The 18,673-nt window shown below is 39.0% G+C and carries 20 protein-coding genes; 9 read left to right on the top strand and 11 right to left on the bottom strand.

Features of this window, described 5'->3' with window-relative positions:
• Window positions 1–12: 12 nt before the first annotated feature.
• From CRJ00_RS04165 to CRJ00_RS04155, 3 genes are all read right to left on the bottom strand, one after another.
• Entirely contained in the window at window positions 13–1,086 is a 1,074-nt protein-coding gene (locus CRJ00_RS04165) for an acyl-CoA dehydrogenase (protein WP_099365626.1), read from the bottom strand.
• Window positions 1,076–1,699, bottom strand: coding sequence for a nicotinamide riboside transporter PnuC (gene pnuC / locus CRJ00_RS04160; protein ID WP_099365625.1), 624 nt, complete (start codon window positions 1,697–1,699; stop codon window positions 1,076–1,078). The genes CRJ00_RS04165 and pnuC overlap by 11 nt, the downstream gene beginning before the upstream one ends.
• Before the next feature lie 147 nt (window positions 1,700–1,846).
• The gene (locus tag CRJ00_RS04155; protein WP_099365624.1) at window positions 1,847–3,343 is read right to left on the bottom strand and encodes a malate:quinone oxidoreductase; all 1,497 of its coding nucleotides are present in this window, start codon (window positions 3,341–3,343) and stop codon (window positions 1,847–1,849) included.
• A 236-nt stretch (window positions 3,344–3,579) separates the two neighbouring features.
• On the opposite strand from CRJ00_RS04155, the gene fabG reads away from it, so the two are divergent.
• The 3 genes from fabG to CRJ00_RS04145 all read left to right on the top strand — a co-directional run bounded on the left by fabG (window position 3,580) and on the right by CRJ00_RS04145 (window position 5,879).
• Window positions 3,580–4,323 carry a 3-oxoacyl-[acyl-carrier-protein] reductase gene (fabG, locus tag CRJ00_RS04150; RefSeq protein WP_099365623.1) on the top strand — a complete coding sequence of 248 codons (744 nt, stop codon included), beginning with the start codon at window positions 3,580–3,582 and terminating at the stop codon, window positions 4,321–4,323.
• A gap of 416 nt (window positions 4,324–4,739) precedes the next feature.
• Window positions 4,740–4,871 carry a hypothetical protein gene (locus tag CRJ00_RS19120; RefSeq protein ID WP_257213683.1) on the top strand — a complete coding sequence of 44 codons (132 nt, stop codon included), beginning with the start codon at window positions 4,740–4,742 and terminating at the stop codon, window positions 4,869–4,871.
• A gap of 27 nt (window positions 4,872–4,898) precedes the next feature.
• Window positions 4,899–5,879: an acyl transferase gene (locus tag CRJ00_RS04145; protein WP_099365622.1), complete on the top strand. Its 981-nt coding sequence runs from the start codon at window positions 4,899–4,901 to the stop codon at window positions 5,877–5,879.
• Window positions 5,880–5,945: 66 nt separating this feature from the next.
• Here CRJ00_RS04145 and ypfJ read toward each other — a convergent pair whose 3' ends face one another.
• The gene (gene ypfJ, locus CRJ00_RS04140) at window positions 5,946–6,809 is read right to left on the bottom strand and encodes a KPN_02809 family neutral zinc metallopeptidase (RefSeq protein ID WP_099365621.1); all 864 of its coding nucleotides are present in this window, start codon (window positions 6,807–6,809) and stop codon (window positions 5,946–5,948) included.
• Window positions 6,810–6,951: 142 nt separating this feature from the next.
• Here ypfJ and CRJ00_RS04135 point away from each other — a divergent pair, with 142 nt between their 5' ends.
• From CRJ00_RS04135 to CRJ00_RS04125, 3 genes are read left to right on the top strand one after another with little or no spacing between them, the layout of a single operon-like run.
• Window positions 6,952–7,527, top strand: coding sequence for a PhnA domain-containing protein (locus CRJ00_RS04135; RefSeq protein ID WP_099365620.1), 576 nt, complete (start codon window positions 6,952–6,954; stop codon window positions 7,525–7,527).
• Between the two features lie 22 nt (window positions 7,528–7,549).
• A complete protein-coding gene (locus tag CRJ00_RS04130; protein WP_099365619.1) occupies window positions 7,550–8,278 on the top strand; it encodes a thioredoxin domain-containing protein in 729 nt (242 codons plus the stop codon).
• A gap of 3 nt (window positions 8,279–8,281) precedes the next feature.
• Window positions 8,282–8,656, top strand: a complete 375-nt coding sequence (locus tag CRJ00_RS04125; RefSeq protein ID WP_099365618.1) for a DUF423 domain-containing protein — start codon at window positions 8,282–8,284, stop codon at window positions 8,654–8,656.
• 151 nt (window positions 8,657–8,807) lie between these two features.
• Here CRJ00_RS04125 and CRJ00_RS04120 read toward each other — a convergent pair whose 3' ends face one another.
• The 5 genes from CRJ00_RS04120 to CRJ00_RS04100 form a co-directional block, all read right to left on the bottom strand.
• Entirely contained in the window at window positions 8,808–9,527 is a 720-nt protein-coding gene (locus CRJ00_RS04120; protein ID WP_099365617.1) for a menaquinone biosynthetic enzyme MqnA/MqnD family protein, read from the bottom strand.
• Between the two features lies 1 nt (window position 9,528).
• Complete coding sequence (locus CRJ00_RS04115) at window positions 9,529–10,146, bottom strand: histidine phosphatase family protein (RefSeq protein WP_099365616.1); 618 nt, start codon at window positions 10,144–10,146, stop codon at window positions 9,529–9,531.
• 11 nt (window positions 10,147–10,157) lie between these two features.
• Window positions 10,158–11,357 carry an aminofutalosine synthase MqnE gene (gene mqnE, locus CRJ00_RS04110; RefSeq protein ID WP_099365615.1) on the bottom strand — a complete coding sequence of 400 codons (1,200 nt, stop codon included), beginning with the start codon at window positions 11,355–11,357 and terminating at the stop codon, window positions 10,158–10,160.
• Window positions 11,358–11,418: 61 nt separating this feature from the next.
• On the bottom strand, window positions 11,419–13,242 hold the full coding sequence (locus CRJ00_RS04105; RefSeq protein ID WP_099365614.1) for an ABC transporter ATP-binding protein: 1,824 nt from the start codon (window positions 13,240–13,242) through the stop codon (window positions 11,419–11,421).
• 121 nt (window positions 13,243–13,363) lie between these two features.
• A complete protein-coding gene (locus tag CRJ00_RS04100; RefSeq protein ID WP_099365613.1) occupies window positions 13,364–14,419 on the bottom strand; it encodes a substrate-binding domain-containing protein in 1,056 nt (351 codons plus the stop codon).
• A 505-nt stretch (window positions 14,420–14,924) separates the two neighbouring features.
• Here CRJ00_RS04100 and CRJ00_RS04095 point away from each other — a divergent pair.
• The 3 genes from CRJ00_RS04095 to CRJ00_RS04085 are packed head-to-tail and all read left to right on the top strand — an operon-like array spanning window position 14,925 to window position 17,439.
• Window positions 14,925–16,091 (top strand): pyridoxal phosphate-dependent aminotransferase, encoded by a 1,167-nt coding sequence (locus CRJ00_RS04095; RefSeq protein ID WP_099365612.1) that lies wholly within the window; start codon window positions 14,925–14,927, stop codon window positions 16,089–16,091.
• A gap of 3 nt (window positions 16,092–16,094) precedes the next feature.
• A complete protein-coding gene (locus CRJ00_RS04090; protein ID WP_099365611.1) occupies window positions 16,095–16,934 on the top strand; it encodes a prephenate dehydrogenase in 840 nt (279 codons plus the stop codon).
• Window positions 16,935–16,938: 4 nt separating this feature from the next.
• Window positions 16,939–17,439, top strand: coding sequence for a GNAT family N-acetyltransferase (locus CRJ00_RS04085; protein WP_099365610.1), 501 nt, complete (start codon window positions 16,939–16,941; stop codon window positions 17,437–17,439).
• 53 nt (window positions 17,440–17,492) lie between these two features.
• Here CRJ00_RS04085 and CRJ00_RS04080 read toward each other — a convergent pair whose 3' ends face one another.
• Together CRJ00_RS04080 and CRJ00_RS04075 are read right to left on the bottom strand one after the other, a co-directional pair.
• Window positions 17,493–18,086: a hypothetical protein gene (locus CRJ00_RS04080; protein ID WP_099365609.1), complete on the bottom strand. Its 594-nt coding sequence runs from the start codon at window positions 18,084–18,086 to the stop codon at window positions 17,493–17,495.
• A 59-nt stretch (window positions 18,087–18,145) separates the two neighbouring features.
• Window positions 18,146–18,664 carry a hypothetical protein gene (locus CRJ00_RS04075; RefSeq protein WP_144038097.1) on the bottom strand — a complete coding sequence of 173 codons (519 nt, stop codon included), beginning with the start codon at window positions 18,662–18,664 and terminating at the stop codon, window positions 18,146–18,148.
• Between the last annotated feature and the right edge of the window lie 9 nt (window positions 18,665–18,673).

The following is an 18,673-nucleotide window of genomic DNA, read 5'->3' as shown; positions in this document are numbered from 1 at the left end:
TTAAATTCCTTATTACACATTCAAAAGACCATGTTGGCTAGCTGTAAATAAGTTCCGGAAAACGATATTGATTTCTTCCTTCCGCTGAGCACCCTTGATACCTGCATACGGAATCAAAGCAGCCGTATTCAACCGGATCCATTTGGCCAATTCACGTGATTTTAACGCTATATCGTCCAACACCTGTTCATCAAGTTCTTGGTAGTTCTCCACTTGGTCCCAAACCAATTTTGCCAATCCCATCATTTCTGCATAGGAACTTTCAAAATTCGTCCGAATGCCATCGATTTCCTTAAATCTTGTTCGGGAATGTTTCATTCGCCAAGCTTCATCTTTGGATTTTTCAAAATATTGTCTTTCCAATAAATCCAAAAAGCGGTCGAACATACCCATATAATTCATCAATAGCGTCAATTCGGCGAAACACATGAAAGGAATTTCAAACAAAGGGTTTTCCAATGTTTTTTTGGATGGAACTAGATCGAATGCCTGATCAAAAGGCACTTTTATTTTTTCTAAAGAAAATGAATGCGAAGCCGTACATTCCAATCCGAAGGTATCCCAATCATAATGGATCAATACTTGATCCTTGTCCACAAAAAAAGATTTATAGATACTTTGTCCATTGGCATCCAGCAATGGATTTCCATCTTTCATTAACGGCGCATTCAAGGTAAAATAAGTAAGATGAGGTGCTCCAGTTGCATAATTCCACATTCCAGTCAGTAAGTAATGGTCTTCTTTGACCTCTGCCCTTCCGGCAATCTTGCCACTTCCCCCAAAACATATTTCCCGATCCTGCCAAATATCCTTGGCTTTCCTTGGATCAATAAATCCAGCGAACATATTTGCCCCGGCACATAAGGTTACTGTCCAGGCGAATCCTCCATCTTCATAGGCCAGATCCTTGAGGAATTGTAATCCTTGAGGAAAGTCTACTTCCAAGCCGCCCAATGATTTCGGAACCCACAAATTGAACCAATTGTTGTGATAGATCAATTCCAATTGTTGTTTCACCAATTGTTTCCGTTCGATACTTTCCGATTGGAATTCTTTAATCAGAATTTTATGTTCATCATTCAGCATAGCTTGTTTCCTTTTTTTGTTGGAATAGGATTTTCATCCAATTCAAATAACCAAAAATAGCCACAATGAATAGAAATAACGTCAGCGCGGCAAATAAATAGAGATCTTTATGGATCAGTAGAGGGATGGCAAAGAGGTTACTGATGTTCAACAGTATCCAATTCTCTATTTTTCTTTTGGCCATCAACCACATTCCTGCCCATGCAGTGGAAGTGACCCAGGCATCCCAATAGGGTACATCTGAGTCTGTAATATGTTCAAGTAGGAGGTAGAAAAATACAAAACCTAATATAACGATGCCTGCTACTATCCACCATTCCTTTTTGCTGGCATGACTGATCGGTTGTTCCCTTGCAGTCTTATTGCTCATCCAGAACCACCATCCATATATACTCATGACCAGGTAATAGACCTGTAACGCAATTTCAGCATAGAGCTTGGCACCATAGAGCACATACATTCCGGTAAGAATCCCTAAAATGCCAAAGAAATAATTGGACACCTTGTTGTTCTTAGATAGTAATACTTGGATCACACTACAGACCACGGAAAATCGCTCCAACCAAGAGGTTTGAAGAAAGGTTGTTACGATGTTTTGAAGAATATCATTCATAATTAATTCCTACGCCAGCATTACCTGGATCAGGTTCCTTCTGCTTTGATGCAGAATTGGGTATTTTCTCAGCGTTGTATGTCCCACTTTACAGTGGGACATCAAGCACCCCAAAATTTTATTTTTTCCCAGATGGGATTAAGGTTTTTATTTATCCAATTGAAGGATGTTGGACGTGCGTGCGCGGGTTGCTTCACACAAAGCCTGATCATCATTCAATTTTTTACCCCAGGAAGGGATCATTTCTCTTAATTTCTTACGATATGCATCCGATTTTGCTCTTTCTGGAAAACAACGTTTCAAAAGAGCGATCATGATCGCTACGGAAGTTGAAGCACCTGGAGAAGCTCCCAATAAAGCCGCGATAGATCCATCGGCACTAGAAACGACTTCAGTACCAAATTCCAGGATACCTCCATGTTTTGGATCTTTCTTGATCACCTGTACACGCTGACCAGCTTTTTCAATCTGCCAGTCTTCCATTTTAGCGGTTGGCATAAATTGTTTCAAAGCATCCAATTTATCCTGAGGTTTTTTCATCACCTCGGTAATCAGGTATTTGGTCAATGGTAAATTGTCCAGACCTGCCGAAAGCATCGGGCGGATGTTGGATAATTTGATGGAAGCCGGAAGATCAAAATAAGATCCTTTTTTAAGGAATTTAGTTGAGAATCCAGCGTATGGACCAAATAATAAGGCCTGTTTACCATCAATATAACGGGTATCCAAGTGAGGAACAGACATTGGAGGCGCACCTACTGAAGCTTTACCATACACTTTTGCATGGTGGCTCTTGATGATCTCTTCGTTGTTACATCTTAACCATTGTCCACCGACTGGGAAACCACCGTATCCTTTTGCTTCCGGGATTCCGGATTTCTCCAATAATAATAAGGAGTGTCCTCCTGCGCCAATGAACACAAATTTCGCTAGGATTTCGCGTTTTTGACCGGTTTTCAGGTCTTTCACTTCGACTTCCCAACGTCCATCATCTTCACGGTGAATATCTTTAACCTCTTGGTTCAAGGAAAGCTTAATGTTTTCCTTGGCGTCCAAGTAGTTGATCAAATCTCTTGTTAAGGCGCCGAAATTCACATCGGTACCAATATCCATTTTTGTGGCAGCCATAGGCTCTTCAGGATCACGACCTTCCATCATCAATGGGATCCAATCGCTTAACAAGCCTTTATCCTCCGTATACTCCATACCTTTGAACAGGTTGTTCTTGGTTAAGGTCTCGAAACGTGTTTTTAGGAAATTCACATCTCTCTCGCCGAAAACAGCAGACATGTGAGGGACTTTACGGATAAAATGTCCTGGATTTTTGATGATGTTTTTCTCCACCAGGTAAGACCAAAACTGTTTGGAAATCTCGTATTGTTCGGCAATACTGATGGCTTTGTCGATCTTTACACTTCCGTCAGGTTGTTCTGGTGTATAGTTCAATTCGCATAACGCCGAGTGGCCAGTTCCTGCATTATTCCATGCATCTGAACTTTCTGCCGCAACTACATCTAAGCGCTCAATGATTTCAATATTAATGTCTGGACTTAACTCATTAATCAACGTACCTAATGTTGCGCTCATGATACCACCACCAATCAAAACAACATCTACTTCCGTTTTTTTCGTTTTCTTACCCATGGTTTTTAAATGTTGCACAAAATTACTATTCGAAATAGATTCTAGCGAATAAATTTGTCAGAATCGTTTCAAATATTTGAAAATTTATCAATATTAACCTGCTTTTATTGCCTTCTTATTCAATCAGGTCAGCAAAAATTGATTTTCCGATTTCCTAATACCTGACATTTTTTGTATTATGCAGTTTATTTTCCACTTTTGTGGTCTCTAAAAATCAAGTACAAAAAAATAATCGTATGAAATTATTAGCCGGGAAAACAGCCTTAGTAACAGGTGCATCCAAAGGGATTGGTAGAAAGATTGCTGAAGTATTTGCACAACACGGTGCAAATGTGGCTTTTACCTACCTTTCATCTGTAGAAAAAGGGCAGGCATTGGAGCAGGAGCTTCAACAGTTTGGCACACAAGTTAAGGGATACCGTTCTGATGCTTCAAAATTTGATGAAGCAGATAAATTAATCAATGATATTGTTGCAGATTTTGGCGCTTTGGACATTGTTGTGAACAATGCAGGAATTACCAAAGATGGTCTTTTGATGCGCATGACGGAGGAGAACTGGGATGATGTGATTAATATCAACCTTAAATCTATCTTCAATGTTTCGAAAGCAGCATCAAAAGTGATGATGAAAAGCCGTAAAGGTAGTATTATCAATATGAGTTCTGTGGTGGGTGTGCAAGGAAATGCCGGACAGGCAAATTATTCGGCATCTAAGGCAGGTATCATTGGATTTTCTAAATCCTTGGCGAAGGAATTGGGATCAAGGAATATCCGTACGAATGTGGTAGCTCCTGGGTTTATCCGTACAGAAATGACGGATGTATTGGATCCGAAAGTGGTGGCCGGCTGGGAAGCTGGAATTCCTTTGAAACGCGCTGGCGAAGCGGAAGAAGTTGCTAATGTTTGTTTATTCTTGGCATCTGATTTATCGTCGTATGTGAATGGGCAGGTATTGCCTGTTTGTGGCGGTATGTTGTAGGAGATATACGTCATTACGAGGAACGAAGCAAACTTATAACGTCATTGCGAGGAACGAAGCAATCTTATAACGTCATTGCGAGGAACGAAGCAATCTTCATTCATGTCATCCTGAGCGTAGTCGAAGGATCTGTACGGTAGGTGATATACGAACAGATCCTTCGACTCCCCTCAGGATGACAAAGTCGAAAGATTGCTTCGTCGTACCTCCTCGCAATGACGTAAAAATTTCCTCGCAATGACGTAAAATCACGCTCTCAATGACGTAAAATCAACCACTGAATGATTTAAAAATTTCAAATTCTTTAAAAAGATAGCTCCTTAATAAATCTTTCAGCATCCACATACCCAACTAATCTCTTTAGTTCCTTAGCTCTCTGCATCTTTCCATCCGCCTGTTCAACAGTTTCCAAAGCAATGTCGAAAGGTTTTTGTGATGAGTCGGAATTGAATATCTCTAAAAGGACAGTAGAGAATTACATCACCCAGGCATTAGCTTTTATCCGCAAGAAAAATCAATCGGCTTATATTGTTCTGACCTGTTTTTAACCTCCAACATTCCGTATATTTGCCGATATGGAAATCGCTGATCAAATATTTAATATTAAAACCGAGGAAGAGTTCAATAGTGCTGCACTCTCTGTTTTTAAGCATCAAGCGAACCATAACCCTATCTACAAAAAATTTCTCCAAATTCTAGGTAAAGATGTAGGATCCATCGAAAATTATCGACAGATTCCTTTTATGCCCATACAGTTTTTCAAGACCCGTGAAGTCTTGGAAGAGGACAAAGAGGCTGAAATAATTTTTAGCAGCTCAGGAACTACCGGAATGGTCACAAGCCAACATTTTGTTGCAGATTTACGTTGGTATGAGAGAAGTTTTAAGTTGGCTTTTGAGGAATTTTATGGAGGTATTGGCGATATAGTTGTTCTGGCTCTCTTGCCAAATTACCTGGAAAGATCAGGATCCTCCTTGATCTATATGGTTGATGATTTGATCAAGAACTCACATCAAGATGAAAGTGGCTATTTTTTATACAACCATCAGGACTTAAAGAGCACCTTAGAAGCATTAAAACAGCAAGGTACCAAAACAATTCTTTTTGGTGTGACCTATGCCTTATTGGATTTTGTGGAGGAATTTAAGGTTGATTTTCCAGAATTGATCGTCATGGAAACCGGCGGAATGAAAGGGAAACGAAAAGAAATGATTAGAGAAGAACTCCATGCTATCTTATCCACAGGATTTGGGGTTTCAAAAATACATTCGGAGTATGGAATGACCGAATTATTATCGCAGGGTTATTCCAAAGGGGATGGTCTATTTAGAACGCCCGCCTGGATGAAGATATTAATTAGGGACACGAACGATCCATTGACTTTAATAGACGATAAAAAAACAGGAGCGATAAATGTCATTGATCTTGCCAATTATCACTCCTGTTCTTTTATTGCTACCCAGGATCTGGGTAAATATCATCCCGATGGTTCCTTCGAAATTTTAGGTCGTTTTGACAATTCCGATATCCGTGGATGTAATCTTTTAGTTCAATAATATTTTTGCTCTGTGACCAACCAGCTTTATTCTTATTAGCCGATGTGTCTAATCTGCCTAATTGGATTACTGTAAACTTGGATCATTAAAGGTATTACCCGCATTTAAGTCACCAGATTCATATCCCTTTTTGAACCAATATGCACGTTGCTCTGATGTTCCGTGGGTAAAAGATTCCGGATTTGAACGACCAGTACTTTGCTCTTGGATATGGTCATCCCCAACTGCAGCGGCTGCACGCATCCCTTCCATGATATCATCTGCAGTTAATTTCACATCACTCAATTGAGTTGCATAATGCGCCCATACACCTGCATAAAAATCTGCTTGAAGCTCTGTCATCACCGATATTTTATTGTACTCACGTTCGCTCATCTGCGCACGCATCGCATTGGTTTTATTCAAAACTCCAAAAACATTTTGGATATGGTGACCGATCTCATGCGCAATCACATAAGCAAGGGCAAATTCGCCTTTAGCACCAAAGCGATTGGATAATTCCCTGTTGAAACTCAAATCGAGATAGATTGTTTGGTCTCCAGGACAGTAAAAAGGTCCGAAAGCCTTTTGTCCAAATCCACAACCTCCTGTTTCTGTCCCTTCGCGATAGATGGCCATTTTTGCTATTGGATAGGATTTTCCATTCTCTTGGAATAATCTACCCCAAACATCTTCTGTACTCGCCAATACCACATCTGAAAATTCTATTAACCGGTCTTCTTCCGGAGTGGATTCTACCGGACCTTGTTGTGTTGCCGGACCAGCTTGATTTTGGACCTGATTTAAGATCTCAGAAGGATCTCCTCCCATCAGAAAACCGATAATCAGAACAATAACTCCACCAATTCCCCCTAAAGTAAGTTTTTGTCCTCCGGACATTCCTCTACGATCTTCAACATTACCGCTGCGGCGGCCGCCTTGCCATTTCATAAGTATATTTCTTTTTTTAAGTTATAATGATTCTTCCATACACAAATTCTTTGCCACAAGTTTAGAATCCTTCATTTTTAATGATTCCAAAAGGCTCGTTTAATTTGCTTATCTTTGGGATAATTAAATATCCTATTTTTTTATGTTAATAGACGAATTAAAAAGCAGAAGTGAAAATACATGTGAACTATGTGGTTCAACAGAAAACCTAGAAATCTATGAAGTTCCCCCTACTTCTACTCCTAATTTAGATAACAGCATTTTATGCTGTTCTGTTTGCAAGGCGCAGATTGAAAAAACAGAACAAATTCAACCCGATCATTGGAAAGTATTGGGCGACAGTATGTGGTCTCCAAATCTTCCCGTACAAATCGTGGCTTGGCGAATGTTGAGCAGATTACGCAATGAGGCTTGGGCATCTGATTATTTAGATATCCTTTATCTGGATGATGAAGCATTGGCTTGGGCTAAAAAAACAGGTGATCATGAAGCGGATGCTACCGTTGAATTTCATCAAGACTCAAACGGAACTAGGCTATTTGAAGGTGATACCGTGGTATTGATCAAAACTTTGGATGTTAAGGGCTCCAGTATATCTGCCAAATTAGGAACTGTGGTAAAAAATATTCGACTTGTTCATGACAATACTGAGCAGATTGAAGGCAAGGTTGAAGGGCAAACCATCGTTATATTAACAAAGTATTTGCGGAAAGGATAATTTCCGCTTAAAAATCAGCGAAATGAGAAAGTTATGTGTGATGCTGGGGTTAATTTTTGCGACTTTTCAGTTGCAAGCGCAGACCAAGATAGGCTCGGCAGAAATTGAGAAGGTAAAGGATAAGAAAAACATCCAATTATTGGATGTTAGAACCAGCAAAGAGTTTCAGGATGGTCATATCCAAAACGCCAAAAACCTGGATTGGAACAACAAAGAAGAATTCAAGAAAGCAGTTTCAAAATTGGACAAATCCAAACCGGTTTATGTGTATTGCCTAGGTGGAGGAAGAAGCAAGCAAGCATCTGCTTATCTAGCAGATAATGGCTTCCAGGTTTATGATTACAGTGGTGGCATGATGGATTGGAGAAGTTCCAATAAGGCGGAGATCAAAGAGAATAAAGATGGAAGTACTAAGGATTCTAAATCGGGGAAAGGGTTGACGGAAGAGCAGTTTAACCATTTGGTTAATTCCCAAGACGTAGTTTTGGTTAATTATTCAGCAGTTTGGTGCGGCCCATGCCAGGAATTGAAGCCTACCATCCTTAAAATCCAAAATCGGGAGGCAAAAAAGGTAAAAGTTGTCCGTTTGGATGCTGATGAAAACAAAAATCTACTAAAACAGAAAAAGATTTCCGAGATTCCGAAATTAAGCCTTTATAAGAATGGCAAGGAAGTTTGGAGCCATACAGGAATTATTTCTGAAGCGGAACTAATGAAACAAATCAATAAAGCAGCCAATAAAAAATCTTAATAAGTGAAAGAATTAGCATTAATATCGGGAGCCCTTTTAGGCATTCTCTCTATTGTTTTGGGAGCATTTGGTGCTCATGCCTTGAAAAAAGTACTTTCGGAGGAAAGGTTAAGTTCGTTTGAGGTTGGGGTAAGGTATCAGATGTATGCTGCTTTAACCTTACTTATAGTAGGCTATAATTTCAAATTTGAAGAAAGTTATGAAAATTGGGCGGTGTATGGTCTGTTGTTCGGATGCATCTTATTCTCAGGAAGTATTTATTTATTGAGTTTTAAGGATAAATGGAAAGCTAATTTGAGGTTTTTAGGTCCGGTGACCCCTCTTGGTGGATTACTGATGATCGTAGGCTGGGTAGTGATTTTAATATCCTTTTTGTAGAGACTGTCATCCTTAGCATAGGCTTTAACATTTTGAGCACAGGGATTGTCATCCTGAGCTTAGTCGAAGGATCTGTAAGTCCGTATGGAAGTATAAATTTGAAAAGAATAAATCTAAAAGCGGTAAACAAATAGATCCTCCGACGATGCTACTATAACTCCTTATACCATTTCAAGTACAAATCTATTGCCTTTCTTTTTTCCTCTGTCAAATGATAATCTAGACTCTCGTTCAGGTAATATTCGTAATCAAAACCAGGTATTTCAGGCAATCCTGGAATCACATCTGAAGGTCTCGAAACCCCATCTTTTAAAGCTTCATTGAACTTCCTCAAGAACTCATCCGGAAGCTTCTTATTCGCAACCCACGCTGCAAAAGCAAAAGGAAGACCAGTTAGTTCCTTCCAAAAGTGCCCCAGATCATACACATAAGGAACAGTGGATTTTTTTCCAAAAGTTCGGTCGCCAATTAAAACAAAGGCATCAGCCTCGCCTTCCGAAACGATTTCTACGTCCCTTTTCCAATAACGCTTCAAAAGAATCTGAGCCAAACCATTGGATGTACGAGATTGCTTATCCAATAGTAAGGTATCAACCTCTTCTATGGGCTTATTTGAAAATATAAAAACAGAATCCACATAATCCTTGCTGCCGATGCAATAATCTCCAACCAGGTAATAGGTGTCCATTTTGCTGATTGCCGCTATGGGAATGATTCCCATATCTGCTTCATTTTCTAACACTTTTCTAGCACATTCGCTAGGATAATCCAACATCAGATCAATTTCTTCGATCACTTCTGATTCCTTAATTCCCTGCAAAAAAGGCAGTGTATTGGTATAAGAAACTGCAGAAACTTTAATTTTCTCCATCTTATAATGCTGATAAATGGGATGTATTGTAATAATCAATAATGTTGAATTGATTATTATGATATTCTAAAATGTATAGTGCGGTATTGGTATGAGGAAAATCATCCATCTGGCATACTGGAACTTCCGTCAAATGGCATAGCATAATCCGCAGGGCTCTTCCATGCATACAAACCAAGACGTTTTCTTCATCTTCTTGAGCCAACATGTATTCTACAGCTTCCCTTTGTCTTTCTACCAAAGTGTTTGGGGATTCTCCTTGGTCAATTGCTAAATCAAGATCATTATTCCGCCAAGAGTTCACCACCTTTTCAAAACCGGTCATGATCTCTGGAGTCTGCTCCTGCCCTTCATAAATTCCCCAACTGATCTCATCCAATCCAACAAGTTCTTCCGATGGAATGCCATGTGCTAAAAATGGCTCTACGGTCTGATGGGTCCGCAGTAAGGTAGAAACGTAAATTTTATCAAAGGGCACATGTTTATAAGCTTCGTAAAAAGCCTGTGCTTGTTTTATTCCATTATCATTCAGTGGACTATTCACCCCTCTCCCCTGCACAATGCCTTTTAGGTTAAGGTCCGTTTGTCCATGACGGATAAAATAAAATGTTTTCTTCAATTTTTTCCTTTCTATGAATTAACTACAGGTAAGGCGTAATATTGTTTTTTTGGATTTTCATCTTCAAAGACAACATCCTTGTAGTCTGTAACCACATGGTATAAGGTATCCCTTTCGATCGGATGACGTCCCACGTTTTTGATCAACTCAACCAGTTCCTTGGTAGACATAGCCGGATTCTGCTCTTCAGCTCCTGCCATGCTATAGATCTTGGTGGTATCATCCAAGGTCCCATCGATATCATCAACCCCAAAACTCAAGGACATCTGAGCAGTATTCCTTGAAATCATCGCCCAATACGCCTTGATATGCGGGAAATTATCCATATAGATCCTGGCAATGGCGTAATTCCTTAAATCTTCAATAACGGAAACTTCAGGCACATCCGACATCTGATTATCCTTATTTCGGAATTTCAATGGAATGAAGGTCTGGAATCCACCCGTTTTGTCCTGCAATTGACGGAGGCGTTCCATATGATCAACACGATGCCAAAACTCTTCAATATGACCATAAAGCATGGTCGCATTGGTATTCATACCTAATTTATGCGCTTGCTCATGGATATCCAACCATTGCTCGGCTGTACATTTATCATGAGCAATCTTTTCTCTTACCTCGGGATGGAATATTTCCGCCCCGCCACCTGGCATGGAATCCAACCCACAGGATTGCAGGTATTTCATACCCTCATAATGGCTTAATTTCGCCTTTTTGAAGATATAGTAATATTCTACCGGTGTTAATCCTTTTATATGTAAGTCTGGACGATGTTCCTTGCAACGCTTAAAGAATTCGGCATAGAATTCCAGGTTCTGTTTCGGAACAACACCACCAGTAATATGTACTTCAGTAACTGGTTCATTGTCATATTTCTTCACAATGTCCATCATCCCGTCTACATCCATTTCCCAACCATCATCACGGTTCTTAATCATCCTGGAATAAGAACAGAATTTACAATCATAAACACATACATTAGTAGGTTCGATATGAAAGTTACGGTTGAAATAGGTGATATCGCCATGCTTTTTCTCGCGGATATAATTGGCCAAAACGCCCAAATATCCCAATTCAGCATGTTCGTATAAATAGACGCCTTCATCAAAGGTAATTCGCTCTTCATTGAGCACCTTCTGAGCAATCTGTTTTAGTTCGTGTGATATGTTCTTATCGTTTAATAAAAACGCTAATTTTTGTGTTGTTTCCATGACGCTCTCCTAATATACAAAGTTATGAAAACTAGCTTTAAATGGCTAATCCCTTAAGCGCTTATCCCTCAGCGAATTGCTGCATATCGATCAATCGCTTGTATAGACCATTCTTCCCAATGAGCTCCATATGTGACCCAACCTCCACGATTCGACCATCTTCCAACACCACAATTTTGTCCGCATTCTGAATCGTACTTAAACGATGGGCAATCACTACCGTGGTTCTATTTTCCATCAGTTTATAAAGAGATTCCTGTACCAGACGTTCAGATTCGGTATCCAAAGCAGATGTAGCCTCATCCAACAACATAATTGGAGGATTTTTAAGTACTGCCCTCGCGATACAGATTCTTTGGCGTTGCCCACCTGATAATTTCGAGCCCCTGTCTCCAATATTCGTGAGGTAACCCAATTCTGTACCCATAATAAATTCATGGGCATTAGCTATTTTGGCCGCTTGAATCACTTGCTCCTTGGTTGCCGATTCATTAGCAAAAGCGATATTGTTAAAGATCGTGTCGTTAAAAAGGATGGACTCCTGGTTGACAACCCCAATCAATTGCCTCAAGGATTCCTGATCCAAATCACGCAAATCCTGACCATCAATCTTTACGGTTCCTGAAGTAGGATCCATAAACCTTGGGATTAAATCCACCAAAGTCGACTTACCCCCACCGGATGGTCCTACAAGAGCTAAGGTTTGACCCTTTTGAATATCAAGATTGATATCTTTTAGAACTTGGTTCTCTTCGTAAGCGAATCCAACCTGTTCAAATTTTATACTATTTTCAAAAGAATGAATCACTTTTGCATCAGGTTTATCAGCAACTTGGTTCTTCTCATCGATCAACTGCAACACCCGTTCTCCAGCGGCAATACCGTTGTGGATGTTGGTAAAAGCATCCGTCAATGCTTTTGCTGGACGCATGATCTGTGAAAAAATCCCTATATACGTAATAAACCCAGCAGCTGAAAGATCGCCTTGTCCGGTCAGAACCAAACTACCGCCATATAAAAGAATAATAGCAACCATACAAACGCCTAGCAGCTCGGAAACAGGGGAGCCCATTTGTTGTCTTCTGACCATCCTTCTGTTCACCTTGGCATAGTTATCATTCTCATTATTGAATTTATTTTTGATGTATCCCGCAGCATTAAATGATTTGATGATCTTAATACCTGAAAGGGATTCTTCCAAGTAAGTGATCATATTCGCATAGGTACGCTGACCTTCTTGCGCTTGCTGTTTTAGCGTTTTAACAATCCTAGAGATGAAAAATGCGGAAACCGGAATAACCAATAAAGAAAACAAGGTCAATTTCACCGAAAGCATAAATAGGGCAACCAAGTAAGCGATCAATTGCAGGGGCTCCTTGAACACCACTTGAAGAGTTCCGGTTACCGAAAATTGCACAACCTGCACATCGGAGGCCACTTTAGAGATGATATCCCCCTTCCTTTGGTTGGTAAAATAGCCCAAGTGTAAGTTCATGACATTATCGAAAACCGACTTTCGAAGGTTCAATAAGGTATGAATCCGTAGATTCTCCATGATCCTTTGGGAAAGGTACCTAAATAGATTACTGATGAAAACAGATATTACGATGACCACACAGGTATATTTCAAAGCTCCATATGCACCATAATTGATATACAAGTAATTCGCATAGTAGTTAAAATAGTCCAATAAGTTTAATCCCTTCGGCATGACCATAGCCTCCGGTACGGTATCTTGAGAATTAAAAAGGATTTGCAGCAAGGGCGCCAATAGAGCAAGGTTTAAGGTACTGAACACCACCATTATCAATGTACATATGATATATGGGATGGCATATTTCTCTATTGGTTTGGCAAACGAAAGTAGTCTAAAATATGTTTTCATTTAAAAAACTAAGATTACAAATGTACTAATTTTTGCAACCTTACTTGATTTTACCATCCTTTCGTTCAAAAATGTTGCATTCTGCTGTCAAATAAAATAAAGACCACCTGGAAAAATGATTTTAATATTCATAATACATGTAGTTTTCTTTGGTCAGAATATCAATAGGCATATATTGCACATTATTAACTTTTCGCTTGGCAATAAAATGCTCATATAAAGCTACAAATGCCCGATATCCTTGTTCGATAGGCTTTTGGCAAATCAGAAAATCGATATGACCAGATTTTAAGTATTCAATATTCTGAATGGTATAATTGTACCCCACCAGCTTTACATTCTTCAATTTATGCTTACGGATATATTCAGCTACTAAGTGAACCCGTCCATTCGTAACAAAAATCAATCGCACATCCCTTTTCTTTAATAATTTATCCAACTCATAATTCAGGATTTCCGCATTATCAGATTCTAGGCTGATATTGGTGATATTAATCTTTTTAAAGGTTTCCAGCATGAAATCCTTAAACCCCTCATATCGCTTTTCCAGGTGTTCTGCAGAATCTACATTTTTGGCAATATTTATAACCAGGACATTATCCTTTTCCTCTAATAGATATTGGCAAATATTACCCACTACCCTACCTGATTGATAAAGATCAGCACCAATATAGCTTAATGCTCGAGCAGCAGGGATATTAGTTTCGATAAAAACATACTGTACTCTATTTTCTAAACATTTGATAGCGAAATCCATAGATTCCTTTAAAAAGATGGGGGCAAGAATGATTCCATCTACCGGCTGCTCAAAGATCACATCGTACATTTCCACAAAATTCTTACGATCCTCTTTATCGAATAAATAATAGCTCAATTCCACCCCAAACTCACCAAATTCAGAATAAGCGGATTCAATTCCGGTGATCGGAGCCTTCCAATATCCAGCTTTATTATGGTCATTCGGAATCAGGATGCCAAACTTGTACACCCTTTTGGAGGCCAATCGCTTTGCCAGGATATTGGGCTTATAATCCATCTCTTTAATAATATTCAAAATCTTCTCTTTCGTTTTCTGAGCTACACCCAAACGGTTATGTAATACTCTATCCACCGTCGCAATCGACACATCGGCGCGTCGAGCAATTTCTTTTACTCCTGACAGTTCTGTAATCTTCATATAATCCTTTAGAATTGAAATGTTTTTAATTATAAATCTAATTTAATAATTAAAATTGTATATCAATAGTACACTTATTAATTTAACACTTACATTACGGTTAATAGAAATTAAATTTTCCGTTTTTCGTGTTTTTCCATCTATTATAAGTTATTGATTATTTCTCAATAATCACATTGATTAGAATGAAAATTCAGCTATTCCTAGGTGAAAATGGCCAAATAAGCGTGATTAGAATAGTTTAAATACCATTTTAGAGTAAATGACAGCAATTCAAACCTTAAAATTATTGCAATGAAAATTCAAAGGATAAGAGTAAAATTTGGTCAAAAACAACCAATACTTTATTAATTTTTTACTATTAGTAAATTTTAACCTCAAAACACCTCAATGTAATATTTAAGATTCTCGAAAATTCCATTTATAGCATCGGAAGATTATATTCTTTAAGAATATTGAAGTAAACACGGGAACTTTTTATAATTTTAACGCCAAATAAGGAATAATGGAAATTGAAGTAGCAAAACGACTTCAACTTACGGAAGAATATTACTTTTCGAAGAAGTTGAGAGAGATCGATGAAATGAACAAGAACGGTGCCCAGGTCATCAACTTAGGTATCGGAAGTCCGGACCTACCTCCACATCCAGAAGTGATCAAAACCCTTCAGGAGCAGGCCGCATTACCAAACACACATGGCTATCAAAGTTACAAAGGCATCCCTGTCCTAAGACAAGCCATGGCTGATTGGTATCGTCGATATTATCAAGTTGAGCTAAATCCAAATACCGAAATCCTTCCGTTGATCGGATCTAAGGAAGGGATTGTCCATATCTGTATGACCTATCTTCAAGAAGGTGATAAGGCATTGATCCCCAATCCTGGTTACCCTGCGTATGCCAGTGCAGTACGTATTTCCGGAGCAACCATCGTACCTTACGAACTATCCGCTGATAATAATTGGCTGCCTGATCTGGAAGAATTGGAACAATCGGATCTGCAAGATGTAAAACTGATGTGGATCAATTACCCACACATGCCAACAGGAACCTTAGCAAACAGCAATTTTTTCGAAAGAATCATTGCTTTTGGTAAAAAGCACAACATCCTGATCTGCCATGATAATCCTTACAGTTTCATCCTTAATGAACATCCACAGAGTATCATGGCAGTGGAAGGCGCGATGGAAACAGCCATCGAGCTCAATTCCTTGAGCAAATCCTCTAATATGGCCGGATGGCGAATCGGTATGTTGATCGCCAATGAACAGCGCATTGGAGAAATCCTGCGTTTCAAGAGCAATATGGATTCAGGAACGTTCTATCCATTACAGATGGCTGCTGCAAAAGCCCTGAGCTTAGATAAATCATGGTACACCCAACTTAACGAAGAATATAAGCTGCGAAGGGTTAAAGTATTCGAACTAATGGATTTATTGAATTGCAAATACGACCCAAATCAAGTAGGTTTGTTTGTTTGGGCGAAAATACCAGCAACTTATCAGGATTCTTATCAATTGGCAGATGATATCCTTTATAAAGCCCATGTTTTTATAACACCTGGAGGCATCTTCGGATCTGCCGGAGAACAATATATCCGTATCAGCTTATGTGCACAAACAGCTGTTTACGAATTGGCAATTAATCGAATAAAAGAATCTTTAGGATTATAAATAATGAATATAGCAATTGTCGGAGTTGGTCTAATTGGAGGTTCAATAGGCATCCGACTAAAAGAAACCCAGTTTTGCGAAAACCTCATCGGGGTAGATAAAAGCGAAACCAATCAGAAAAAAGCATTACAATTAGCGCTGGTGGATGAATTCCGATCGTTGGAAGATGCATTAGCTAATTGTAAAGTCATCATATTGACCATTCCTGTGGATGCCATCATGGTGCTCCTCCCCCAGATTTTGGATAAGGTGACGGATCAGGTTATCATTGATATGGGCTCCACGAAGACCAATATCCTGAATCTGATCAGTGATCATCCGAAACGCGGCCGTTATGTAGCAGCACACCCAATGGCCGGAACGGAATATTCCGGTCCAGAAGCGGCCATTCCAAATCTGTTCAAGGATAAGATGATGGTCTATGTGGAGGCTTTTAAATCGGATGAAGATGCCTTTGAACTGGCAGACAGCATTACGGAACAATTGGAGATGAAAACATCGTTCATGACAGCCGATGAGCATGATATGCATACGGCCTATGTATCCCATATCTCCCATTTGACTTCCTTTGCTTTAGCCTTGACCGTTCTGGAAAAAGAAAAATCCCAAGGAAGAATCTTTGAATTGGCAGGTTCAGGTTTTCAATCTACCGTACGTTTGGCCAAATCTTCTCCCGAGATGTGGACTCCCATTTTTAAACAGAACCGCAGCAATGTGCTGGAGGTACTGGAGGAGCACATCAAACAACTGCAGCATATCTATGATAAAATTGAAAGCGAGGATTATGATGCTGTGCATAAATGGATCAAGAAATCAAATAAAATCAAACGCATAATCAAATAGTTTTATGTTGGAAAGAAAGACTTTAAGCAATGATTTAGTCAAATTGATCCCGCTGATCAAAGAAGATTTCGAATGGCTATACGCAGCAGCATCTGACCCCGAAATTTGGGAACAACATCCTGATAATATGCGCTATACCCCTCTTGGGTTCACGAAATACTTTCAAAAGCTTCTACAGAATGATATTGCCTATCTCATTGTGGATAATGAGACAGAACGTGTGATAGGCGGAACTTCCTTTTACGATTATAACGCGGACCAAAAATCGGTTGCCATCGGTTATACGTTCTTAGCGAAAAACTATTGGGGTGGTAAATACAACCAATCCATTAAACAATTGATGATGAATTTTGCTTTTGAAACATTAGATGAAGTATTTTTCCATGTCAGAAAAGGAAATCTCCGATCTCAAAAAGCCTTGGAAAAAATCAATGCCCAATTTGTCAGGGAATATCCTGCACCAGATCATTCAGGAATTCAACTGGTATATTCCATAAAAAAATAAAAAAAGGGGCAATGACTAAAACATTGCCCCTTTTTTATATCCTTCGAATTTAATTATCCGTTGCTCCTTACCATCAACACCATCAACATCAAACTAAGCACAAATCGTTCCTCATCCACCTCTTTATCCGTGATTTTCACGACTGAGAACTTTCTGCCGAAAAAAGAAGCTTCCTTACGGATCTCAAACATGGGTTCATCCAGATCATTCCGCAAGATATAGGAAGGATTAAAAATATACCCGGATAACATGCCGATTATTGGCAGCTCACCGAAAAGCCCGTCCCAGAACTTTGTCCAAGGATTTTTTTCTTTAATGGTATGATCATGTACATCTTCTGCATCCATCAGATTGAAGGTGGATCTCCATAAGGATCTAATCGTTTTACGCCTAGCTTTTCCCACCACTTTACCTTCTGCATTCTTGATGGTAAATGTCTGTTGAAAATCAATTAATTTATTGGAGATAAGTTCATAGACCAATTCCGATTTTGATTCATCGCGATAAACCATGATATGGTCCCGCCAAGAGAAAATCTTTTCCCTTACGTAGAAAATAGTTCTGCCTTCGGCATCTTTTGCCACAAAATCATTGGCAAAACTGGTTACTTTAAATTGAAAATGTAAAGGATATTTTAGATCTTTCATAAATAAGTTTAAGATCTAAAAATAATAATTTTTTATAAAGGATTTATGGAAGCAACGTATTAATATTTCCACTTCAAACGGTCAAACACTTTAGACCATAACCAAATCGGACCAATCGTTAAAAGTTGGACAAAATTACCTTTACCACTCTTTTTTGAAACAAGGAATAAGCCTATCAAACCAATCAAAGCAAGGATACTACATACCAAAACCACTGTCGGTCCACCATCTCTTTCCACATATTCCAATTGGACAATGAAGAAACTCATGATACCAATGCAGAACAAAACAACATAAGATAAGGTGGGCGCCAATTTCAGGTAGCAATAGATGACAATGGCAATGAAAAATGATCCCCAGTTCAAGAAGGTATGGGCATTCATTTTAACCAAAAAAGCAAGTTGTGGAAATGGAATCATCCAGATCAACCCCATAATCCCGAAAAATGACAAGGATAAAAACAAGGCTATGAAACCTAAATTGGATGTACCATATGCCTGATCCAGTTCATAAAAATGCTTTTCAACCGGTCTTGAAAATTTAGGTTTTTGCAAAGTCTTTTTATCCTTTTTGTTCATAGCGCAAAG

The sequence above is a fragment of the Sphingobacterium sp. 1.A.4 genome, from assembly GCF_002734245.1.
In the GTDB taxonomy this organism is placed as follows: Bacteria; Bacteroidota; Bacteroidia; order Sphingobacteriales; family Sphingobacteriaceae; genus Sphingobacterium; species Sphingobacterium tenebrionis.
This window is presented reverse-complemented; position numbering and strand designations above follow the sequence as displayed.